A 22,593-nucleotide genomic window follows, 5' to 3' on the forward strand; every position below is an offset into this window, starting at 1 on the left:
AGAACTGCCCGATCACTGGGCGTCAACCTGCATGACTGTCGTCCGACGGGTTCGCGGGGGCGCGTCTGCGTCGCCGACGTGCACGACGCCGCTCGTTCCGCGCAGCTCCTGCCCGAGGCGGCGGCTGAGACCGAATCCGTTGCGGCCGAACCCGAGTACGACACAATTCCTTTCACCCCCATGCGATCGGCAATCGCCGGTAGGTTGCAGGCGTCCAAGCAGCAGGCACCCCATTTCCGGCTCACCGCAGACCTCGAGCTCGATGCGCTCCTCGCTCTGCGCAAGGAGATCAATTCGACCGTCCCGGCGGTCAAGCTGTCGGTCAACGACTTCATCGTGAAGGCTTGCGCCGCTGCACTGATGAAGGTGCCGGACGTGAACGTCCAGTTCGATGCCGCGAACGAATCGGTTCTTCGATTCGCGTCGGCGGATGTCTCGGTGGCAGTTGCACTTCCGACCGGGCTGATCACGCCCATCGTGCGTAGCGCGAATACCAAGTCGTTGGCGGACATCTCGGGTGAGGTGCTCTCGTTGGCCACCAAGGCGAAGACCGGCAAACTTCGTCCCGAAGAATTCCAGGGCGGAACCTTCACGGTGTCCAACCTCGGCATGTTCGGGATCAAGGCATTCGACGCGATCATCAATCCGCCCCAGGGAGCGATCCTTGCCGTAGGTGCGGGGGAGAAGCGCGCGGTGGTGGTCGGTGACAGTGTTTCTGCCCGGACCGTGATGACCGTGACCCTCTCGTGCGATCACCGGGTTATCGACGGAGCCCTGGGTGCGACCTTCCTTCGGGAGCTCCAGCGCTTTGTCGCTTCTCCCGCGCTGATGTTGGTGTAAGGGGCTGTGGTGGAAAACAATACGTCGCATAAGTACGACGTTCTTGTCATCGGTGGCGGCCCCGGTGGTTACGTGGCGGCGATCCGGGCTGCCCAGTTGGGGTTGAGCGTCGCGCTGGTAGAACGTGATCGCCTCGGAGGTATCTGCCTCAACTGGGGTTGTATCCCCACCAAGGCGATGCTGCACGGCGCGGACGTTGCGCATACCTTGAGTGAACTCGACACATACGGATTCAGTTCGGCGTCTGTCCAGTTCGACATCTCGAAGTTGGTGTCGTTCAGCCGAGGGGTTTCGGAGAGGTTGTCCGGCGGTGTTGCCTATCTGATGAAGAAGAACGGCGTCGACGTCATCTCAGGCGCCGCGAAGTTGGTGGACAAAGGCGTCGTATCCGTGGGAGGACAGACGTATCGAGCCGACCACGTGATCATTGCAACCGGTGCCCGGCCGCGTTCGATTCCCGGCGTTGCCCCCGACGGTGATCGGGTGTGGACCTACTTCGACGCGCTCGTCCCGAAGGAACTGCCGAAGTCGCTGCTCGTGATCGGGTCCGGCGCGATCGGAGTCGAATTCGCCAGCCTGTACCGCGATCTCGGAACCGAGGTGACCATCGTCGAGATGGCACCACACATCATGCCGGTCGAGGACGAAGAGATCTCGGCCTTCGTTCGCAAGCAGTTCGAGAAGCGTGGCATCACGATTCACACCGGAGCCTCGGTGTCGGCGGTGACCGTCGGCGACGACGCCGTCCAGGTGAATGTGCAGACGAGCGACGGTGTCGAGTCGTTGACCGTGGACCGGGTGTTGGTGGCGGCCGGAATCACCGGCAACGTCGAGGATCTGGGGTTGGAGGCTCTGGGCGTCGAGATCGAGCGCGGTGCGATCGTCACCGACCAGTGGTGCCGTACCAGCGCTTTCGGGATCTATGCGATCGGTGACGTCGCGGGCGCTCCATGTCTGGCGCACAAGGCAAGCCACGAAGCTGTCCTGTGCGTCGAAAAGTTGGCAGGCGTGCCCGACGTTCATCCGCTCGATCGCGACTACGTTCCGGGATGCACGTATGCCCGCCCACAGGTGGCGAGCCTGGGTCTGACGGAGAAGCAGTGCGCCGGTACTGGTCGCGCGCTGCGGGTCGGACACTTCGACCTGCAGGCGAACGGCAAGGCACTGGCGATCGGCGAGGCCGAAGGCTTCGTCAAGACGATCTTCGACGCCGATACCGGGGAACTTCTCGGCGCGCACATGGTCGGTCCGGATGTGACCGAGCAGATTCAGGGTTTCGGTATCGCTCGATCCCTCGAAGTCACCGGCGAGGATCTCGCCGAGGTCGTGTTTGCTCATCCGACGCTCTCGGAGGCAATGCACGAGTCTGTGCTCTCGGCGCTGGGGAGACCCCTCAACGCGTGAGCACCGTTCGCGTGCGTGAACGCCGTCCTTTCGTTCACGCACGCGAACAACTCTGCAACCGGGTGCAACGCTCGCTTTCGATGACCCCGTCACATAGGACTGGAGTGTGATCGGCGAAACGAATCGACTCGAACCGGCCCTGGCCAGTGGTGAAGACCCGGCGCAGTACGCACGTGTTCTCGAATCCGTGTACGAAGCAACGATGTCGGGACGCAAGCCGCCTGCGCGTCCGCGCTCCGTCATCGCGAATTCGTGGTCGCGTTTGCGTGCGCTCGGACTCGATCCGGACCGGTGCTCGATCACCGAGACGGGCCGCGAATCCGAGATCGAAGAAGGCAGACGCGCAGCCGGCATGGCGGAGATCTTCGACGAGGCGGTGCACGGTCTGGCACCACTCGTCGGCCCGGACGACGCGAATCTGATCGTGGTGGCGGACCGCTACGGACGTATCCTCTGGCGACACGGGTCCAGTCGAATGTTGGATCGGGCCGAACGGCTCGGGATGATCGAGGGTGCGTCGTGGACCGAGGAAGCTGTTGGTACCAACGGGATCGGCACTTCCTTGGCATCAGGTTCGGCAGTGCAGGTGTTCTCGGCCGAGCACTACTCGCGCTCGCAGCATCCGTGGACCTGCTCCGGGGCGACGGTTCGAGATCCGCGTAGTCGCCGGGCCATCGCCGTCGTGAACGTCGCCGGCGCAGCAGACACGGTCCACCCGTCGACTCTCGCTCTCGTGGACAGTGTGGCCAGGCTGGCGGAATCCGCACTGCGGGAGAAGCATCGAATCGGATTGGATCAGCTCCGGATGATCTCGGCATCGACGCTGGCTCGTGCGAGTCAGCCGACAGTGGTCGTGGACCGCAGTGGCTGGGTCGCGGCGGTGGACTCGATGGCGCCGATCTACAGAATCGCACTGCCGAAAGTGATGAGCAGCGGCGAGCATTGGCTCCCGTCGCTCGGACTATGTATGTGCGAGCCGCTTCCGGGTGGTTGGCTCGTCCGCCCTCAGATGGATCCGGCGTCCGGAACGGTTTGTGCAGAAGTCGAATTGGATGTGCAAGATCCGAATGCGATGGAATTGCGGTACTCCTCGGCAATGGGGAGCTGGAGTATCGACCTCAGCCCGCGCCATTCGCAGATCCTCGTGGCTCTGACACAGGCGCCCGAGGGCCTCACGGCCGCGCAGCTCGCCTCACAGTTGTTCGGCGATCCACGCAAGACGGTGACCGTCCGGGCCGAGATGTCGAGGTTGCGTAAGCGATTGGCCGGAATCCTGTTGGCTCAGCCCTATCGCTTCGACCCGGCGGTGAGGGTAAAAACCGCCCCTGCTGTGCGCCTTTATTAACCGCGGGGGGTTAATAAAGGCGCACAGCAGAGCGGCGCGAACGCCGCACCTGCGCGTACTCGTAGCCGTTCTGCCAGGACACGGTGGCCACCAGCACCCAGATGATCCACGTGGCGCTCATGTGCGTGCCGACGATGCCCATGACGATGGGGATGGCGGTGCACGGGAGCGCCCAGCCGAGCAGCCACCGTCGGTCCGATCGCGCGAACAGCCCTGCCACCAGGCTGATTCCGAAATAGACTGCGATGCTTCCGCACAACAACCACCGCAGGTTCGCGGGCGTGTGCTCCGCGCCGTGTTCGGTTGCCGCTCCGAGCCCCGCGACCAGAACCGCGATAGCGCCGGTGGTGAAACAGTGCAGCGCCATGTCGATGCGAGCGGGAAACTTCTCGGCCTGCAGGTGCGGAACACCGGCGTGGCCGTAGAGAAGCGAGAGAGCCCACATGCCCGAGAGCAGGACAAACGATCCGACTGCGAGGCTGACCACCGTCGAGTCCCAGGTGAGCTTCGAGGCCGCAGAAATCACGAGGATCACACCCTCGCCCAGCACGATGATGACGTACAGGCCCAAGCGCTCGGCAAGGTGAGCCCGATCGGAGTGCAGGGCTTCGAGTTCGGGCATCCGGTCGTCCTTGAACCCCCGAACCTTGATGATGCGGTCGAGCTTTTCCTGCGCGTCTTCCATGATCGCGCTGCCGGAGACGACGAACATGATCAGCAGGTCGATGGTCACACCGGCGGTCCAGAGCCAGAACCGAGTTTCGCCCTCGAACCAGAACGAGACGATCCACGGGATCACACCGAGAGACATCTGGGCGATCGGCCAGTCCACGACTATCTGGCCGTTGTGCCACACCCGACTCGCCAGCAGACGTACGGCCACGTAGGCGACAGCGAAGGCCAGCGCATGGTTGTCGTGGATGCCGGCCACGGCCGCCATCATGACGGCCAGTCCGAACATGGCGATCAGCATGCTCGGGATCCGGACACGGTCACCGGCAACGTTGCCGTACATCGTGAACGTCGCCCACGCGGTCCAGAACGCGAGATAGAGCAACGCGTAGAGCGCGACATCCGACCACGACGGCGAACCGTGGAGCAGGTGAGCCAGCTGACCGATACCGGCAACCACGACGAGGTCGAAGAACAATTCGATCCATGACGCGTGTCGCTCGCGCACCGCCTTCTGCTTCGAGTCTGGTTCATTTCCGAGTTCCGACATACAGCTCAGTATCGGCTATCGGCATCAACAGTGCTGGTAGGCGGCGAAGTTGTCCGTTTTTTCGAAGTAGTGTTTATGCTGTCCGCGCTCACGCGCGCGCCGTCAGGGAGGGGCATGCGAAGGCGCAAGTCGACGCCGTCGACCACATGACAAAGAAGTACGCACAAGAGTTGGCAGACAAGGGCTGACATCGTGAATGTCCCACAGGGCAACCGGGCGTTGTGTTTTCGAGAAGCCATGGCGCACGTGTGCTCACCGAGACTGCCGGACGCTCCCATCTGGATCATGTGCACCGTGGACGGTGGTGATCACAAGATCGTGACAGGATCGGTGGACGAGGTCGAGCATCGCGAGTCGAATCCACTGACCTACCACCGGCGTGTATTCGGTACGCACGCACCGATGTCAGTGCTCTAGGAAGGAGAGCCATGTATGTACTGGTGGACGACGGCCGCGTCAGCATCCACGATGTGGACAACCTGAAGGACTTTCACGTCGAGGTGAGTGCCGACATCTCCGAAGCCGAACTGGACGAACTCTTGCGCCTTCAGGATTACGGATACGTCAGCGGTGGTAGTGCATTCATCTCGGTAGCCCGCGTTCGCGAGAGCACCACGGACGTCGAAGGTGTTGCCGCGATGGTCGAATACGCCCAGAGCAAAGGCTGGGTGGACGAGGACGGCGAAGCACTGCAGGCTCACGTCGTTCGCCAGAAGTAGCGGAACGGCTCAGACCATGTCGTTCTTCTGCAGCCATCGCAGCGTCGGCCAACCGCAGAACACCGGGAGCCAGCAGGTCAGCACTCGGTAGAGCAGGACCGACGGGACCGCGATGCTTGCCGGCAGTCCGAATGCGGACAGACCACCGATGAGGGCGGCCTCGACGGCTCCGACGCCACCCGGTGTCGGAGCCGCCGAGGCGAGCGTCCCACCGATCATCGTCACGATGGTGACGGTGATGAACGTCGTGCCGCCGCCGAATGCTTCGACGCTCGCCCACAGAGCCAGGGCGGCACCCAGAGTTGTTGCGGCGCTGCCGCCCACGATGATGAGGAAGCGCGTGGGATTTCGCGCGAGTTGGCTCAGTTCACCCAACACCTCGGTGATCTGAGGACGCAGATCGTCGCGCAGCCACCCACGGAGTTTCGGGATGAACATGAATGCACCGAGAACTCCGAGCGCGACGCCGCCCGTCAGGTACAGAACAGTGGATCCCGGGATGAAGTGCGAGAGGTTCGTATCACGTCCGGCGACGATCGAGAAGAAGATCAGCAAGCCGACGTGGGTGACCACCTGAACCGTCTGTTGCAGCGCGACTGCGGCCGTTGCACGGACGGTACCGAGCCCGCCCTTCTGCAGGAACCGCACGCTCAGCGCGAGCCCGCCGACTCCGGCCGGAGTTGTCGTCGCCGCAAAGGTGTTGGCCACCTGCATGATCAAGAGGTTGCGGTAACTGACCATCGACGACGCACAGGCCCACAGGGCCGCTGCCGCGCCGACGTACGTCAGTGCGGAGACGCCGAGGCCGAGCAGTGCCCACCACCAGTTGGCCGTCTTCAGCTCGGTGATGAACGCGGGGACCTGGCTGATGAAGGGGTAGGCGACGTAGACCAGACCGATGAGCAGAACGAGCTGGATCAGCTGGTTGCGACTGAATCGGGTGACCTGTGCGGGAGCGACCTTTTCGATCCCGTTCTTGGCACCGACCTCGTCTCGGATCTCGGTCATCAGTTTCGCGGAATCCGTGACCGTCCGCCGAATTCGGTTGGGCAATGCAGCGGTGGTCAATCGGCCGGAGGCGGCGAGAATCGTGTCTGCGCCTTGCGCTCGAATCGCGGCGTCCACCGCTGCATCGACCCCGAACAATGATGCGGTGGCGAAGAGAAGTTGTGCGTTGTCGGACTGCATCTGAACTTCGGTGGCGCCGAATTCGGAGTACGCGTACCCGCCGAAGAGGATGGTTCCGCCTTCGACACGAATTTCGGAAGCGCGCAGGTCGCCGTGCGCCATCTGGTGCACGTGAGCGGTATGCAGTGTCTGCCACAGCGCGTCGATCAGTTTGGTGGATTCTTCCTCGCCCGCCTGGTTCTCGACGGCGACGGCAAGGGGGATGCCACGAGGACTCGGGCGCGCGTACATCTCCCACCCGCGATCGAGTACCGAGATTGCGACGGCCTTGGAACTGGCCAGACCGATGTCGGCGAACGCGATACCCATGAGCGCTCGGTGTTCGACGGCGCGACGAAGTGATCCGTAGGGCGGCGGAGTTTCACGGTTCCGGAACGAGATCCAACGGAACGTCTGTCGAATTGCTCCGCTGCTTCGCTGGTTCTGTCCGTACAACTCGACGACGAGTTCGTCGAAAGGTTCGTCGTCCGGTGCTTGGTCGATGGCTGCGGACATGACAAGAGGCCCGATTCCCGAGGGACTCACGACGCGGAACGCGGTGACGCGGTAACCGCGCCGCGCGAGTACGCGTACTGCCGAGTCCAACGGCACTTCGAGGGCAGGGGTGCCGACGGCGAGAACGATCACCGCGCCGATCAGGTAACCGACGGCGAGACCCAGCATCGATCGTGCGGGAACGATCGAGCTGACGATCAGATGGATGGGAGCGAAGAGCAGAAGCAGCGTCCACCAGGCTCGTCGCCACTTCTTCGGAAGCCACGGGCCCGAGACGGTGAGCACCGCCGCGAGCATCGCGATCCATCGCGGATCGTCGAGGAATTGCGACAGGAAGGTGGCGTCGAGTCGGTCCGGCACGTCGAGGTGCCATTTCGGTGCCGCCAGGCCTGTTCCGGTGAAGGACAGCGCGACACCGGCGCACAGGCCGGCGGCGGCGTATCCGGCCAGCAACTTCCACCGGCGCCCGACGATCAGGCCGATCAGGATGGCGAACGGTAGCGCCAGAATTGCGATGCCGTAGAGCAGGTACACAGTGTCTGACAGGCTCGGCGAGAGAACACCGACGATGTTGGACACCGACGTTTCGAGGGCGTCCCACTGACTTCGAGTGATCAGAGATCCCGCGATCACGCCGCCGAGCAGCACAGCAGCGATCGCAACCCGCATGATGTCGCTCGTACGGCGGTGCAGTGGTGGCAGGAGGCTTCCCGTTACCGGGATCTCCCGTCCGTCTACTCGCATCTCGCCAGAACTCTCTTCTCTCGGGGTTACCGACCGTCTCAGTTACCTCGATCAAGGTACCGCGTGAGGGTTCGGCGACTGGGAAGCCGGACCTGTCGTTACCTCCTCGATGCCAAGCAACATTCTCTTCGGACCCGCGGGAGCGGGCTTCGGCGCGTAAAATTCACTTTCCGGACGTTCGTTCATTTCGACGACAGGGAGTGCGTATTCATGAGCCCCGACGCCAGCGGTGTGGACGGTCGGGTTCCTGACCTGCCGACCCCGTCGACCAGAATTTCCGTCACCGAGGATTACGCGGCCGAGATCGACGAGCTGTCGAGTCTCAAGCACAAGCTCGGCGTGCTGGAGCCTTCGGAGTTCGCGGATGCCTGGAAGCAGGGTTACCCCTACGAGAAGAAGATGTCGCGCCGCGAGTACGAGCGGAAGAAGCGGCGTCTGCAGATCGAGCTGCTCAAGCTGCAGTTGTGGGTCAAGGAAACCGGTCAGAAGGTGCTCATCATCTTCGAAGGTCGCGATGCTGCCGGTAAGGGCGGGTCGATCAAGAGATTCACCGAGCATCTCAATCCCCGTGGAGCCCGCGTGGTCGCGCTCGAGAAGCCCACCGACATCGAGCGGACGCAGTGGTATTTCCAACGCTATGTCGCACACCTACCCAGCGGCGGCGAGATAGTGATGATGGACCGGTCCTGGTACAACCGCGCCGGCGTCGAACGAGTGATGGGTTACTGCACGCCGACGCAGTATCTCGAGTTCATGAGAGAGACCCCGGACTTCGAGCGGATGCTCGTCAACTCCGGGATTCATCTGCACAAGCTGTGGTTCTCGGTCAGCCGCGAAGAGCAGTTGGCGCGGTTCGCGGCCCGCCGAACGGACCCGGTGCGTCAGTGGAAGCTCTCACCGACCGATCTGGCTTCGCTCGACAAGTGGGACGACTACACCCAGGCCAAGGAAGCCATGTTCTTCTACACCGATACCGGGGATGCGCCCTGGACGGTGATCAAGAGCAACGACAAGAAGCGCGCTCGCCTCGAGGCGATGCGTCACGTGCTCGCCAGCTTCGACTATCCCAACAAGGATCACCGGGCTGTCGGTACTCCGGATCCCTTGATCGTCGGGCCGGCGTCGGCCGTATTCGAAGAGGGCGAGCACGTGAACGTGGAGTTGCCTCAGCTCTAGCGCAGGTGATCGCTCAGATCGAACTGGCCTCTGCCCACAGATTGATGCCGCTGTCCTTGGCGTGCTGATCTATGGAGGCCAGTTCGGCTGCGCTGAATTCGAGATTGTCGAGCGCGCCGACGTTGGCTTCGAGTTGGGCGACACTGGACGCACCGATCAGTACCGAGGTGACCCGCGAATCGCGGAGTGCCCAGCTCAGTGCCAGCTGAGCCAGCGACTGGCCGCGGTCTGCCGCGATGTCGTTGAGCGCGCGGATGTGGGTGAGAGCGTCGTCGGTCAACCACGACGGATCCAGTGACTTACCTTGAGCTGCACGGGAATCCTCGGGGACGCCGTTCAGATAGCGATCGGTGAGCATGCCTTGAGCGAGTGGTGAGAACGCGATGACGCCGACGCCGAGATCGTCGACAGCCGACAGCAGGTCCTGCTCTATCCAGCGGTTCAGCATCGAATAGCTCGGCTGGTGGATCAAGAGCGGAACCCCCGCAGCGGCGAGCAGTGCGGCGATTTCACGGGTGCGCTCCGGCGAGTACGAACTGATACCCGCGTACAGGGCCTTGCCCTGCTGGACAGCGCTGATCAGGGCGCCTGCGGTCTCGTCGATCGGAGTTTCGGCGTCAGGGCGATGGCTGTAGAAGATGTCGACATAGTCGACGCCGAGTCGTCCGAGCGACTGATCGAGGGAAGACAGCAAATACTTGCGGGAACCACCGAATCCGTAGGGGCCGGGCCACATGTCCCAGCCGGCTTTGGACGAGATGACCAATTCCTCGCGGTACGAAGAGAAATCCTCACGCAGGATCCTGCCGAAGTTCGTCTCGGCGCTTCCGTACGGGGGACCGTAGTTGTTCGCAAGATCGAAGTGGGTGATTCCGAGATCGAATGCCCGCCGCAGAACTGCGCGCTGGTTCTCGATCGGTACGTCGTCGCCGAAGTTGTGCCAGAGGCCCAGCGAGATGGCCGGGAGTTTGAGACCGCTCCGACCGGTTCGGCGGTACGGCATGGCTTCGTAGCGGTCCTGCGTGGCGACGTACTGATCGGACATGGTGCCTGCCTTCACATCGTTGTGTCTGCGGTTGAGCGTTCACTCCCGACCATTATCGCCGACGGCGCTCAGGTGTGCCGGCCGCTGGAGGTGTGTCAGTCAAAATGCTTGCGGTTTAAAGCAATTCGATCGATCTTTTGGACCGATGTTCAGGTTCGAGTCACAGTGCCGGGCGGCGGTGACGTCGACCACGTCTGGGCTCGCATCTAAGGGAACGGTAAGGAATCGCGGTTACCATGGTCACAGTCGATCGGCGATACCGATCGCCGATTCGCTTCGAACATGTTGCCCAGCAGCCGGATCCGGGGTCCGGCGAGGAGATCTATGTCGACGCAGTCCGTAGTGCACGCACAATCATCCGCAGACGAGAGCGTCGTGGGGGATTCGTCTCCGCCGGGTGGTGGAAGCCGGCGATATCTCGAGCAACTGATCAGATACGACGTGCCGGCGTCGCTGGTCGTATTCCTGGTGGCGCTTCCCCTGTCATTGGGAATTGCGATCGCCTCCGGGGCGCCGATCATGGCAGGTCTGATCGCCGCAATCGTCGGCGGAGTGGTGGCCGGAGCTGTGGGAGGTTCACCGCTGCAAGTCAGTGGTCCCGCAGCCGGCCTGACCGTGGTGGTCGCCGAACTGATCGGCAAGTTCGGGTGGAAAGTCACCTGCCTGATCACCGTCGGCGCCGGAATTCTGCAGATCGTGTTCGGGCTCAGCCGAATTGCCCGTGCGGCGCTGGCTATTGCTCCAGTGGTGGTGCATGCGATGCTCGCCGGTATCGGCATCACCATTGCGCTACAACAGGTTCACGTGTTGTTGGGTGGAAGCTCGGCCAGCTCGGCGCTGGACAATCTACGGCAGTTGCCCGCACAGATCGGTGCCTTGCATGTCGAGGACCTGATGATCGGACTCGTCGTCATCGCCACCCTTCTCGGGTGGCGCTATCTCCCTGCCGGTGTCCGCAAGGTTCCGGCGGCGTTGGTGGGCATCGTATTGGCAACTCTCGCTTCGCTGGCGCTGCCGATCGACGTCGAGCGTATTGCTCTCGACGGATCTTTGCTGGACTCGATCGGACTCCCCGCTCTGCCCGACGGCCAGTGGCTCGGCGTCGCAACCGGCATCCTGACCATCGCCCTGATCGCCAGTGTGGAGAGTCTGCTCTCGGCCGTGGCCGTGGACAAGATGCACTCGGGCCCGCGGTCGAACTTCGATCGCGAGATGCTCGGCCAGGGCACCGCGAACATGGTGTCCGGGGCCATCGGCGGCCTTCCGGTCACCGGGGTGATCGTGCGCAGTGCGACCAATGTCGAGGCCGGGGCGAAGTCCCGCGCGTCGTCGATCATGCACGGCCTGTGGATTCTGCTGTTCTCGGCTGCGCTCGCCGGGTTGGTCCAGCAGATTCCGAAGTCTGCACTGGCCGGACTGTTGATTGTCATCGGTATTCAACTGGTCAAGCTGGCGCACATTCGGTTGGCGCGACGGACCGGTGATCTGTGGGTGTACGGCATCACGGTGGTCGGCGTCGTGTTCTTGAATCTGCTCGAGGGCGTCCTGATCGGGTTGGCGCTGGCCATCGCCCTCCTGGTGTGGCGTGTCATCCGCGCAACTGTCACCGCAGAAGAGTTGGGCGACAACGATTCCGGGAAGTGGCGCGTCCTGGTCGAAGGCTCGTGCACCTTCCTGGTGCTGCCCAAGCTGACGTCGGTGCTCGCCGGAATCCCACCGCGGTCGGACGTCACCGTCGAGCTGTCAGTCGACTTCCTCGACCATGCCGTCTTCGACGTCATCGAAGAGTGGGCGAGGCAGTACGAGTTGGCAGGTGGTTCGGTGATCATCGACGAAGTCGGCTCGGTGAGTATGGAGAGCGCGACCACCGGTCCGCCGAAGCGCGGCGCCGCAGTCACCGACCTGCGCGGCTTGCTCGCGCCGTGGGGCAGTTGGCAACCACAGGCTTCGGGGAGGAATCTGAGCAGCCCGCCGGCCTTGCGGCCCATTCTCGACGGGGTGTCCAACTATCATCGCCATCGCGCCGAAGCGATACGGCCGCACATGGATCAGTTGCGCGACGGGCAGAACCCCGACTCCCTTTTCCTCACCTGCGCAGATTCGCGAGTGGTGCCGAACATCATCACGAGCAGTGGCCCCGGTGACCTGTTCACCGTGCGCAATGTCGGAAAGCTGGTTCCTGCCGGCGGCCGCGATACGTCGGTGGAAGCGGCACTGGCCTTCGGGATCGACGAGTTGGGTGTCAGCTCGGTGGTCGTGTGCGGACATTCGGGCTGCGGCGCGATGCAAGCACTCCTGACCAACGGTCCGTCGGAATCGGGAGTCGTCGGTGAATGGCTGCGGCACGCGGAGACGAGCTTGCAGGCCTATACGAGTGGCCATCCGGTCGCGCGTGCTGCGGCCGAGGCAGGTTTCTCGGAGGTCGATCAGCTCGGAATGGTCAATGTCGCAGTCCAATTGCAGACTCTCGAACGCCATCCTCTCGTCGGTCAGGCCCGTGTGGATGGTCGCCTGCGTATCGCCGGACTGTTCTTCGACATCGGCTCGGCTCGGGTCATCGAAGTGACAGCGTCGGGGATCGGCCAGTTGATCGAGACCTGAAGGGCTATTCGGGTCCGGGCTGATCCCTGAGTTCGACCAGCAGGCGAGCCCCGCCGAGTGGACTGTCGTGAAATGTCGTCCGTCCGCCGTGCAGGGCCGCCTGCTGCGCCACCAGCGCCAGGCCCAAACCGGAGCCTGTCTTGCCTGCCGTCGATCCGCGAGTGAAGCGCTCGAACACGCTCGAGCGTTCCTCGGCCGGTATTCCGCAACCGTTGTCGTCGATCGTGATCGTGACGGTGTCTGGTGAATCGGCCGGGCGAGCGAGGGTGATGCGCACCGCGCTCGCGCCGCCGTGGCGGACTGCATTGGTGATCGCGTTGTCGAGGATCAACCGGATTCCGCCGGGAAGGGCCCGGATGCAATAGGGGAGTGGGGAATCCACCGTGACGACGCCGACGTCGAGCCCAGGATGATGTCGGCGTGCGTCGTCGGCGGCGATGTCGCAGACCTCGGTCAAATCGGTGTCCTTGAAATCCTCGGCCGTCGAGAGTTCACCCTTCGCCAGGCGCTCGAGGTCTCTCAGAGTTGACTCGACGCGGCCCTGCGCGCGGGCCAGATCTGTGAGGATCTCGCGTCTTTGTTCGTGATCGAGGTCGTGAATGGACAACACTTCGATGTCGGTTCGCATTGCTGTCAACGGAGTTCGGAGTTCGTGAGCCGAGGCGGACGCAAAATCTCGGGCGGCGGCAAGGGCGGAGTTGGTTGCGGCTTGCGCTCGAGCGACGTCGCTGAGCATCGATTCTGCTGCTGCGGCAAGCTCGTCCGCTTCACGGATTCCGGAAACCTCGGTGGCGAGATCGGGATCGCGCCTGGCGATCCGGCGGGTCAACTCCACGAGGGGGCGCACCGCCGGGCCACCGAACAACCATCCCAACGCAGCTGCGGCCGCTACGGCCCCGACGCCGAAGAACGCAACCTGTCGCTGTTGGTCGACTGTGATGTCTCGCGCTTCGGCATAGGGAACCGCCAGCGAGACAAGGGCATTGATCCCGTCGGCCTCGGCGGTATATGCCCGGTACTTCGTACCGTCCACGTCGACGGTCGCCGAGCCGACCGGTAGTTCGGGCAGTCGCGTCGGGGTACTGGATTTGACGGTTCCGTCGGTGTCGGAGCGGATGGTCACGGAAAAGGCGCCGCCGTCTCCGAACGCGCCGAGAAAAGGTCCCGCTGTAGCCGCATTGGCCACGATGACCGTCGATGCCGTCTCCAATCGACGGTCCAACTGCGCCAAATTGTTTCGTGCGATAGCCAGTGCAACGACCACACCGAGTGCGATGACGATGAACGTCGCCCCCAGTGCCGCGGCCGCGGCAACGCGAGTTCGTAGTGAGAAGCGGCGACGCTTCACGGGTTCTCCCGAAGCACGAACCCGACGCCGCGAACGGTATGCAGCAGACGAGGTGAACCGCCGGATTCGAACTTTCGACGCAGATAGCCGATGAAGACGTCCACGACGTTCGTGTCGGCGACGAAGTCGTAGCCCCACACCAGTTCGAGGAGACGTTCGCGAGTGAGCACGATGCCGGAATTGTGTGCGAGCACTTCGAGTAGCTCGAATTCGCGTTTGGTGAGCGGTACTTCCTTGCCGTCGACACGAACCCGGCGACCGGAGAGATCGATGTCGAGGTTTCCGACCCGCAGGGTATTCGTACCCTCGGAGTGATCGCCGGCCGGAGTGTTGCTGCGACGGAGCATTGCGCGGATCCGGGCAACCAGTTCGGCAAGAACAAACGGTTTGACCATGTAGTCGTCTGCACCGGATTCGAGCCCGGCGATGCGATCGTCGACCGAGTTGCGCGCACTGAGCACGCAGATCGGGATTTCGTTGCCGGCGGCACGAAGCGCCGTCACCACACCGGTGCCGTCGAGCACCGGCATGTTGATGTCGAGGACTACCGCGTCCGGTCGCTTGTCGGAGATCACTCGGAGCGCGTCGGCGCCGTCCACCGCCGTCAGTACGGTGAATCCCGAGAGCCGCAATCCGCGTTCGAGTGAGGTCAGGACGTCTGCGTCGTCGTCGACTACGAGGATTTTCGGTATCTCGGTCACAGCCCCATTGTGCCTTGCCTGGTACGTCGGGTTTCGCCGATCAGACCGGCAAGTCGGTACCGTCCGGACGCAGACCGGCCATGAACACCGCGACCAACCGCGGGACCAGGTTCGGCATGGCCTCGTCGGACAACTCGATTTGCGGGCGCGTCAGTTTGGCCAGAGCCATTACGAATTCGAGCGGTTGCAGATCGGCGCGAACCAGTCCGGCGCTCTGAGCGGCGCCGATCGTCGCGGTCATCTTCGTTTTCGTCACCTCACGCACCGCCAGAACTTCGGGCGCCAGCTCGGTGAAACTGCGTTCCACCAGTGCAGGAATGAGCGCACCCAGGCGCAGTTCCACGAGGCGGTCCACCAGCGTGTGCCACGCGTTTATCGGATCGGTGGACATTGCCGTGAGTGCGATGTCGGCAGCCTCGCGGACATCGGTCAGTGTTGCGACGGCAACGGCGGTCACGAGGTCCTCGCGCGTCGGAAAGTTTCGATACAGCGTGGCGATGCCCACTTTCGCGAGTTCTGCGACTGCATCGAGCGGCGCGTCGTGCCCGCGCTCGGTGAACACCGCTCGTGCGGCGTCGACTATTGCGTTTCTGCGTTCACGTGCATCGGCTCGCACATCCACCTCCGGTATTGACAGTTCATCATAACCGGAGGAATATCTTCCACAAATAGTGGAGGAAAAACTTCCACTTAGGGAGGGTAGTTATGAACGCCGAAGTTGAAGCACAGGACCGCAAGAAGTTGGTGGCTGTGGTGTTGGGCTTGTCCGCCGTGATCGGGCTGATGCTGCTTGCCTTCGTACTGCCCTCGGTCAACAGTGGCCCGCACGAACTGAAGTTGGGCATCACCGGTCCAGCTGCGGCAACCGAACAGATCAGCACCTCGCTCGAGGCGAGTAAGCAAGGCGCCTTCGATACTCGAGAATTCGCCGACGCCGACGCCCTGCGTGACGCGATTCGGAATCGCGACGTGGTCGGCGGAATCGCCGTTGATGCCAACGGTCCTCACGTGTTGATCGCGACCGAAGGCGGAACCCCGATCGCCCAAACCTTGACCGGTCTGGCCAGTGGGCTCGCGGAGAGTTCGGGGGTGAAGGTTCCCGTCGAAGACGTTGTGCCGTTGACGGCGGACGACCCGACCGGTGCTGGGCTCACGGCATTGGCCTTGCCCTTGGTGTTCGGTGGAATCATGCCTGCTGTTGTTCTCGTGCAGCTGTTTCCGCGCAGCATTGTCAAGCGAGTGTTGGGCGCTGCCGGCGTCGCGGTTGTCGCGGGTTTTGCCCTGACTGCCATTCTGCAGTTCGGTACCAGCAGCCTTGACGGAAACTACCTGCTCACCGCGCTCACACTCGCCGTTGGTATTTCGGCCATCTCGCTTCCCATTTTGGGGCTCGAATCCCTGCTCGGGATGAAGGGGTTCGCGTTGGGCGCCGTCACGATGATGTTCATCGGAAACCCACTCTCGGGGATGGCGACAACTGCCGCGTGGTTGCCCGCAGGCTGGGGCGCATTGGGGCAGCTGCTCCCACCCGGCGCCGCAGGAGCATCCGTCCGTTCGATGGCGTTCTTCGACGGCCATGGCGCCACCACGCCACTTCTGGTGCTGGTGTGCTGGATTGCCGTCGGGATCGCGCTGTGCGTGGCTGCCGGCCGGAAGAAGGCGTCTGCGCCGGTTATCGAACCGGAGGCTGCGCTGGTCTAGCCGGCGTAGCTTGCGTACGGGGTCAGGTCGGGAATCGGCCAGACCCCGTCAACGCGTTCCACGGCCAGTTCGGCGACCACGGTGTCCTCGTCCATCGGTAGAGGTCGGAGGATTCGGGGCTTTTCCGCCTCCCATTCGACGTCGATGCCCGCGGAGGTCAGGGCGTCCTGATCGATGACGGCGACGACCAGCGGCAATGTGAGGTCGCCGAACACCAGATCGAGCACCGAAGCGAGTGCGTCCGGGGTCGTTGCGCGAATGAATCCTGCCTCGTCGTAACTGATTCCGCGCGTCGAGACCTCGTACTCACCGAAACGCTTGCATGCTTCCCAGTCGTCGGCGATAGCGACGTGGACGAGTCGTTGTCCGGTCATGCAGTGCTCCTGTAGTATTCGAATTAATGAAACGTCAACGTAGCATTAATTTACCGGCACGGTAACAGGGGACTTGATGGAGCAACCGCGCAGACGTGGGAGAACCAGTGACGCCGAGCGCGCCGAACGACGCAACGAGATTCTCGACGTCGCTGTCGACTCGTTTCGAGATGTCGGGTTCGCCCGAACTACCATCGAGGGCATTGCCACGGTGGCCGGCGTCGCCAAGCGCACCGTGTACAGCTACTTCGGCGACAAGTCTGCGGTCTTTGCAGCTGCGGTTGCGCGTCAGCACGCGTACGTCGACAATGCCGGCGAGGGCCAGTCCGACCTGCTCGCCGCTGCAGTGGACATCGTCATCGCCCTGCACAGCGACAACTCGATTGCGCTGCACCGCATGATGATCGGCGAGGCAGTGCAGTTCCCTGAATTGGCCGCAGCGTTCTACGAATCCGGCCCGGCCAAGTCGATTGCCTTTCTGGAGAAGATATTGATCGATCAGCACGGCCAGAAGGCTGCGCTGTGCGCGGATCAGTTGTACACCTTGCTGCTCGGGGAGGAGCACCGGCGGCGACTGCTCGGGCTCACCTCCGAACCGACAGCCGAAAGAGCGGCGCAACTGGCGGCCCGCGCGGTGGGATGCGTTCTGAGATCTGATCGGTAGGCTCGACTGGGTGAGTAACTCTGTGATCTGGTTTCGACGCGATCTGAGGGTCGGTGATCTTCCGACTCTGACTGCAGCGGCGGATGCCGGCGGACAGACGTTGGGTTTGTTCGTCCTCGACGAGAAGTTGCTCGGACCGGCAGGCTCACCCCGCCAGAATCAACTGTTCGCCAACTTGTCGGCACTCGACAACCAGCTCGACGGACGATTGATGGTTGTTCGAGGTGATCCGGCAGACGTGGTGCCCCGCGTGGCGGAATCCGTTGGCGCCGAAGAAGTTCACATCAGTGCCGACTACGGGCCCTACGGCCGACGGCGCGACGCGGCCGTGGCCGAGAAGGTGGAGTTGATCGCCACCGGGTCACCATATGCCGTGGCGCCCGGACGCGTCACCAAGGCGGACGGTGATCCGTACAAGGTGTTCACGCCGTACTTCCGTCAGTGGATGGAACATGGTTGGCGGGGCCCCGCGTCGACCGATGCGGGGACGGTCCGTTGGTTCGATCCGAGCGAGAAGGACGGTGGCCCGCGCCGGGTGAGTATCCCCGCGCCGTCCGGCACCGTCAGCGATGTCGTCGGTGAGACCGGTGCGCTCGAACAGTGGAAAGAATACTGCGAGAACGATCTTGACCGGTACGACGACGAACGAAATCGCCCCGACCTCGACACCACGAGTCGGATGTCGATCCCGCTCAAGTACGGCACGATTCATCCGAGAACCATGTTGGCAGATCTCTCCAAGCGACTCGGAGACGGCGCTCAGGCGTACCGTCGCCAGCTTGCTTGGCGAGACTTCTACGCAGACATCCTGTTTCAGCGCCCCGACAGCGCGCGGAAGAACTACGACGGCAAGTTCGACCGTTTACGTCACGACGGGGGAGTCGACGCAGACGCCGCCTTCACGGCCTGGTGTGAAGGCAAGACCGGCTTCCCGATCGTGGATGCCGGCATGCGGCAACTCGCCGCTGAGAACTGGATGCACAATCGGGTCCGAATGATCGTCGCGTCATTCCTGGTGAAGGACCTGCACATTCCGTGGTGGCGCGGCGCACGGTACTTCATGTCGCAACTGGTGGACGGTGACTTGGCCTCCAATCAGCACGGGTGGCAGTGGACTGCCGGGTCGGGTACGGATGCTTCGCCTTTCTTCCGCGTCTTCAACCCGATCACGCAAGGGGAGAAGTTCGATCCCGACGGCACATACGTCCGTCGGTGGGTCCCCGAACTTCGCGATGTTCCCGGGAAGGCCGTCCACTCGTTGAAGGCGATGCGCCCGGTCGACTACCCGGACCCGATCGTCGATCACGCGCACGAGCGTGAGGAAGCCTTGCGCCGGTACGGCGAGATCAAAGGCTGAGTGCTCAGTGATCTGCGGGCGCTACGCGGACGCGGTTTCCGTCCAGATCTGAAATGACGAACGTCAGACCGAAGACATCTTCGTTGGGTTCTTCGACGACCTCGACTCCCTTGGCCACCCACTCGTCGTGGATCGCCCGAATTTCGTTGCTCCCGCCGTCGACCAAGATGCCGACTTCGAAGTTGCGCGGTGTCGCGGGATCGAGGTCGCGGGACTTGCCGCTCCACAGTGCAAGGACCACACCGCCGCCGAGGTCGAAGGTCATGTACCGAGGGCTGAGGACCTCAGGCTTCGCGTCGAACAATTCGCCGTAGAACGCTGCTGCGGAGGCGGCATCGCTGACGTAGATCAGAAACTGGTTGGGTAGTCGCACTGTGGTTTTCCCTCTCCCGTTGATGTTCGGGCCACCGGCAACGGGGCGTGTGCCTGGTCGTGCGGGGCTGCGTTCAACAATCCCCGCGCGCCGGACGAATGTCCAAGAACAAGTGCGTCTGAGAGACAGATGGATTACTTATGACGACTGCTGCAGTCACACCGCACTGAGGTGGTACCCGACGCTCAGGTTCGGGTAGTAGCCGTCGATGTAGCTCGAGATGAAGTAGTGATCAGGGTCGGTGGTGCGGGTTCCGTCGGTGTCGAACTGCGGATAGTCGTTGGCCATGAAGACGGCTTGTCCGCCGCCGGGAGTGGAATAGACGACGTCGACCGTCAGGCCGCGCGGGTCCTGGTTGTACGCCGTGACGATTTCGGTCTCGTGGGGCGCGAGCGACTGGCGTGGGCTCTGCATCCACTGTCCGTAGGGGTTGTCGGCGCCTTCGAGATGAATTGTCTGTTCGGTGTCGTTGCTGATCGTCATCGTGATGCTGTTGCCGGTTGTGGGAAGGGTTCCGGCACTGGCGATTCCGCTCAATCCCAACGTGAGGGCGCCGGCGGCCAGAGCTGTGATTGCGGCAACTACGTAGCGTGGGTTCGTCATCGACGGTGTCCTTTGTCCGGGTGAGCGTTCGGTTGGCTCTCTCGAAGACAACTATGTCGGAGCAGATCGATGTCGTATGTCCACTCCCCGGACCCTGTGCAGGCGGAACGGTGTGTCCACCGATCGGGGGACACCTACTCCGACACCGAGACGGCTTCGACCTTTCGCTCGCCGGTGACCAGCAGTCCGATCAGTGCGGCCGCCGCGAGCACCATGACGAGTGCTCCGTAGCCACGCGTCGTATCCACCAATCCGACCTTGCCGACCAGGTAGCCGGCCAGCAAGGCGGGAAGACTGTTGGCCAGATATGCGATGACGTAGACGGTGGACAACAAACCCGCGCGTTCGTGGTTCTCGGCCAGCGGCATGACGGTGAGGATAGTTCCTTGGAATCCTGCTCCGAAGCCGATACCTGCAACAGCCGTACCGACCAGAATCAATACGGCAGAGGATGTTTCAGCACCGATGAGTGTGACGGCCACCCCGAGCACCAAGGCGGTGGTTCCGATCAGCATCACGGTCCGGCCGCCGAGTTTGCGGAAGGTGAGTACTGCTGCCGCTCCGAATCCTGTCAGTGTTGCAACCATGATGGCACCGATGAGGGAGCTGTGAACGTCAAGTGCGTTGCGCGCCAATGCAGGTCCGAGTGAGAGGTAGAAACCTCCCAGCGCCCAGACCGCGATCAGGCACGGTGCGGTCAGGGCAATCATCGTGCGCGCCTGACGAGGAACGGCCAGTGTGGGGCGCAGGGACTGCCAGGCTCCGGGGCGTCCGCCCGAAGTCTCGGGAGCGGCCCATACTCCGAAGATCTCGAGAATGACAAGCACGAGAAGGACCAGGTAGACAGTGCTGGTGGGCCGGGGCAGGTGCTCGCTGATGAGGCTCGAACCCACTGCTCCGACTGCAAGCCCCATCGTCGGAGCGACGCTGTTGATGATCGATCCTCGGCCCGGAGTGCGTTCGAGGTCGATCAATGCCGAACCCAGAGCACTGATTGCAGCGCCGGTGGCAACACCCTGTATGACCCGGGCGATGAGCAGGATGGTCAAACCGTCGGCCGAGGCGAACAGCGCGAGCGAGACTGCCTCGAGCGCGAGTGCTCCGAGCAGGACCGGGCGCCTGCCGATGTGATCGGACAGGGATCCGGCGGTCAGGAGCGTGGCGAGCAATGCGAGAGCGTAGATGCCGAACACGAGCGTCGACGCGAGCGAGGAGAATCCCCACAACTGTTGATAGTGCTCGTACAACGGTGTCGGGGTCGCGGATGCGCCCAGGAACGTGGCGATGATGACGGCGATGAGTGTGAAAGCGACGCCTCGCCCAAGGCGTGGGCGTGAAGTGCTTTCGGTCTGTGGTGAAACGGTCGTTGTCATTGTCGTAGCGCTTCCCGTGCGGGTGGTGAAGACTTCAAACGCAAATACTTTGCGTTTGGGACGCTACGCCTGGCCGTAGCCTAATGCAACATCTTTGCGTTAGTATTGGATTTATGAGTCCGTCCGCAGGTCCGCGCCCCGGTGGCCGTAGTGCGCGCATCCAACAGGCCGTGCATGCGTCGGCGCGCAAGTTGTTGGAACAGCGTGATCGGGCAGAGATCACGGTGCCGATGATCGCGACCGATGCGGGAGTGACCCCGTCGACCATCTATCGGCGGTGGGGTGACATCAACGAAGTCTTTGCCGACGTCTCGATCGAGAGATTGCGCCCGGACGCCGACCCGCGTGAAACGGGCTCGCTCCGAGGGGATCTGACGGTTTGGGCGCAGGAGTACCTCGAGGAGATGTCTGCGCCTGTCGGTCGTGCTTCGTTGCGTGACGTGTTGATGAGCGACGATCAGACGCATGCACCGGACGGTACGAAGAAGTTCAAGTGTGCCTTCTTCTGTCGGACGCAGATCGACGTGATCCTCGCGCGTTGGCCGGAAGCTGCCGGCGTGGATGGTGATTCGGTGGTCGACCATGTAGTGGCGCCGATCATCTACCGAATTCTGTTCGACCTCGAACCGGTCGTGCCGCAGCGAGTTGCGGAATTGGTGGATCAGACGCTTGCCCTCGCGGCGCGGGTCGTTGCCGAAGGCTGATCGCTACGTAGTCGGGCGTGGACGTGCATGTCGTGCCAGCCGTCGGCGTGCCTGGCGGAGCTTCGTCGAACACCTTCTTCGCTGAACCCTGCTTTGGTGGCGACTCGGCACGATCGTGGGTTGTGGATCGAGTGTGCGAGTTCCAATCGATGAAACCCTACTTCGCGGAATGCCCACTCGGACAGTGCGGTTACAGCCTGGGTGCACAGTCCGCGGCCGCGCGCCGCTGGGGTCACCCAATACGCGAGCTCGGCAGTGCCGTCCCACAAATTCACCCCCTTTGCTGCGATTCGACCGAGGAGTTCATTTGTCTCGGGAGCGGCGATCGCCCAATGGCATTCGGATTCGCTTGCCCACCCGTCTCTCCACTGGGTGAGCCAACCCCGTGCTTCGTCGATCGAGTCGGCGCGGCGGATGTGCCAACGCTGAATCGACGGATCGCGAAAGGCTTCCATGACGGCCGGTGCGTCGTCGCGGGTCCAGGGTCGGAGAATCGCGAAAGTCCCGACGTGGATCGAGGGTTGGTCCATCCCCTCGAGAGAGCCAGTGGCGATCGCGGGCGTAGTCAACTTGGGCACGTGAAGCATCATCGCCTACCCGCCTGATGGCGGGCAAT

Annotated in this window: 22 protein-coding genes; 11 read left to right on the forward strand and 11 right to left on the reverse strand. The window is 62.9% G+C overall.

The features are described from left to right. The 3 genes from YH3_RS36745 to YH3_RS18830 all read left to right on the forward strand — a co-directional run. Positions 1-840 (forward strand): dihydrolipoamide acetyltransferase family protein (locus YH3_RS36745; protein WP_238592649.1); only part of this gene is annotated, 840 nt, incomplete at its 5' end. A 6-nt stretch (positions 841-846) separates the two neighbouring features. Beyond that, on the forward strand, positions 847-2,244 hold the full coding sequence (gene lpdA, locus YH3_RS18825; protein WP_064443847.1) for a dihydrolipoyl dehydrogenase: 1,398 nt from the start codon (positions 847-849) through the stop codon (positions 2,242-2,244). 106 nt (positions 2,245-2,350) lie between these two features. Then, positions 2,351-3,589: a helix-turn-helix domain-containing protein gene (locus tag YH3_RS18830; protein ID WP_064443848.1), complete on the forward strand. Its 1,239-nt coding sequence runs from the start codon at positions 2,351-2,353 to the stop codon at positions 3,587-3,589. 10 nt (positions 3,590-3,599) lie between these two features. On the opposite strand, the gene YH3_RS18835 is transcribed toward YH3_RS18830, so the two are convergent. Then, positions 3,600-4,811 (reverse strand): low temperature requirement protein A, encoded by a 1,212-nt coding sequence (locus YH3_RS18835; protein ID WP_064443849.1) that lies wholly within the window; start codon positions 4,809-4,811, stop codon positions 3,600-3,602. Between the two features lie 192 nt (positions 4,812-5,003). Between YH3_RS18835 and YH3_RS18840 the strand changes: the two genes are divergently transcribed. Both YH3_RS18840 and YH3_RS18845 read left to right on the forward strand, forming a co-directional pair. Next, on the forward strand, positions 5,004-5,228 hold the full coding sequence (locus tag YH3_RS18840; RefSeq protein WP_228401253.1) for a flavin reductase: 225 nt from the start codon (positions 5,004-5,006) through the stop codon (positions 5,226-5,228). Between the two features lie 11 nt (positions 5,229-5,239). Next, positions 5,240-5,530 carry a hypothetical protein gene (locus tag YH3_RS18845; protein ID WP_064443851.1) on the forward strand — a complete coding sequence of 97 codons (291 nt, stop codon included), beginning with the start codon at positions 5,240-5,242 and terminating at the stop codon, positions 5,528-5,530. A gap of 9 nt (positions 5,531-5,539) precedes the next feature. Here the strand turns inward: YH3_RS18845 and YH3_RS18850 are convergent, their stop codons facing one another. After that, a complete protein-coding gene (locus YH3_RS18850) occupies positions 5,540-7,957 on the reverse strand; it encodes a lysylphosphatidylglycerol synthase transmembrane domain-containing protein (protein WP_064443852.1) in 2,418 nt (805 codons plus the stop codon). A gap of 210 nt (positions 7,958-8,167) precedes the next feature. Between YH3_RS18850 and ppk2 the strand changes: the two genes are divergently transcribed. Then, positions 8,168-9,133: a polyphosphate kinase 2 gene (gene ppk2, locus YH3_RS18855; protein WP_003940295.1), complete on the forward strand. Its 966-nt coding sequence runs from the start codon at positions 8,168-8,170 to the stop codon at positions 9,131-9,133. Between the two features lie 13 nt (positions 9,134-9,146). Here the strand turns inward: ppk2 and mgrA are convergent, their stop codons facing one another. Then, complete coding sequence (gene mgrA, locus YH3_RS18860) at positions 9,147-10,178, reverse strand: L-glyceraldehyde 3-phosphate reductase (protein WP_042451484.1); 1,032 nt, start codon at positions 10,176-10,178, stop codon at positions 9,147-9,149. A gap of 324 nt (positions 10,179-10,502) precedes the next feature. Between mgrA and YH3_RS18865 the strand changes: the two genes are divergently transcribed. Further along, on the forward strand, positions 10,503-12,779 hold the full coding sequence (locus tag YH3_RS18865) for a bifunctional SulP family inorganic anion transporter/carbonic anhydrase (RefSeq protein WP_064443853.1): 2,277 nt from the start codon (positions 10,503-10,505) through the stop codon (positions 12,777-12,779). Between the two features lie 4 nt (positions 12,780-12,783). Here YH3_RS18865 and YH3_RS18870 read toward each other — a convergent pair whose 3' ends face one another. From YH3_RS18870 to YH3_RS18880, 3 genes are read right to left on the reverse strand one after another with little or no spacing between them, the layout of a single operon-like run. Continuing rightward, complete coding sequence (locus tag YH3_RS18870) at positions 12,784-14,127, reverse strand: sensor histidine kinase KdpD (RefSeq protein ID WP_003939972.1); 1,344 nt, start codon at positions 14,125-14,127, stop codon at positions 12,784-12,786. Continuing rightward, complete coding sequence (locus tag YH3_RS18875; RefSeq protein WP_003939853.1) at positions 14,124-14,828, reverse strand: response regulator transcription factor; 705 nt, start codon at positions 14,826-14,828, stop codon at positions 14,124-14,126. Before YH3_RS18875 ends, YH3_RS18870 begins: the two co-directional genes overlap by 4 nt. 40 nt (positions 14,829-14,868) lie before the next feature. Further along, on the reverse strand, positions 14,869-15,444 hold the full coding sequence (locus tag YH3_RS18880) for a TetR/AcrR family transcriptional regulator (RefSeq protein ID WP_007733449.1): 576 nt from the start codon (positions 15,442-15,444) through the stop codon (positions 14,869-14,871). 89 nt (positions 15,445-15,533) lie between these two features. Here YH3_RS18880 and YH3_RS18885 point away from each other — a divergent pair, with 89 nt between their 5' ends. Next, complete coding sequence (locus YH3_RS18885; RefSeq protein WP_064443854.1) at positions 15,534-16,529, forward strand: hypothetical protein; 996 nt, start codon at positions 15,534-15,536, stop codon at positions 16,527-16,529. Here the strand turns inward: YH3_RS18885 and YH3_RS18890 are convergent. Then, entirely contained in the window at positions 16,526-16,903 is a 378-nt protein-coding gene (locus tag YH3_RS18890) for a DUF952 domain-containing protein (RefSeq protein ID WP_064073987.1), read from the reverse strand. The two genes, YH3_RS18885 and YH3_RS18890, sit on opposite strands and share 4 nt — an antisense overlap. 76 nt (positions 16,904-16,979) lie before the next feature. Here YH3_RS18890 and YH3_RS18895 point away from each other — a divergent pair, with 76 nt between their 5' ends. Next, the gene (locus YH3_RS18895; RefSeq protein WP_047270920.1) at positions 16,980-17,567 is read left to right on the forward strand and encodes a TetR/AcrR family transcriptional regulator; all 588 of its coding nucleotides are present in this window, start codon (positions 16,980-16,982) and stop codon (positions 17,565-17,567) included. 10 nt (positions 17,568-17,577) lie between these two features. Beyond that, positions 17,578-18,924, forward strand: coding sequence for a deoxyribodipyrimidine photo-lyase (locus tag YH3_RS18900; RefSeq protein WP_064443855.1), 1,347 nt, complete (start codon positions 17,578-17,580; stop codon positions 18,922-18,924). A 4-nt stretch (positions 18,925-18,928) separates the two neighbouring features. Here the strand turns inward: YH3_RS18900 and YH3_RS18905 are convergent, their stop codons facing one another. The 3 genes from YH3_RS18905 to YH3_RS18915 all read right to left on the reverse strand — a co-directional run bounded on the left by YH3_RS18905 (position 18,929) and on the right by YH3_RS18915 (position 21,273). Beyond that, on the reverse strand, positions 18,929-19,297 hold the full coding sequence (locus tag YH3_RS18905) for a VOC family protein (protein ID WP_003939994.1): 369 nt from the start codon (positions 19,295-19,297) through the stop codon (positions 18,929-18,931). 156 nt (positions 19,298-19,453) lie between these two features. After that, a complete protein-coding gene (locus YH3_RS18910; protein WP_021332236.1) occupies positions 19,454-19,900 on the reverse strand; it encodes a hypothetical protein in 447 nt (148 codons plus the stop codon). Positions 19,901-20,034: 134 nt separating this feature from the next. Then, positions 20,035-21,273 carry an MFS transporter gene (locus YH3_RS18915; protein ID WP_064443856.1) on the reverse strand — a complete coding sequence of 413 codons (1,239 nt, stop codon included), beginning with the start codon at positions 21,271-21,273 and terminating at the stop codon, positions 20,035-20,037. A gap of 113 nt (positions 21,274-21,386) precedes the next feature. Here YH3_RS18915 and YH3_RS18920 point away from each other — a divergent pair, with 113 nt between their 5' ends. Continuing rightward, entirely contained in the window at positions 21,387-21,977 is a 591-nt protein-coding gene (locus YH3_RS18920; RefSeq protein WP_050654696.1) for a TetR/AcrR family transcriptional regulator, read from the forward strand. On the opposite strand, the gene YH3_RS18925 is transcribed toward YH3_RS18920, so the two are convergent. Then, entirely contained in the window at positions 21,935-22,555 is a 621-nt protein-coding gene (locus YH3_RS18925) for a GNAT family N-acetyltransferase (protein ID WP_058226247.1), read from the reverse strand. The two genes, YH3_RS18920 and YH3_RS18925, sit on opposite strands and share 43 nt — an antisense overlap. Positions 22,556-22,593 lie beyond the last annotated feature (38 nt).

Source organism: Rhodococcus sp. YH3-3 (genome assembly GCF_001653035.1).
GTDB lineage: Bacteria > Actinomycetota > Actinomycetes > Mycobacteriales > Mycobacteriaceae > Rhodococcus_F > Rhodococcus_F qingshengii.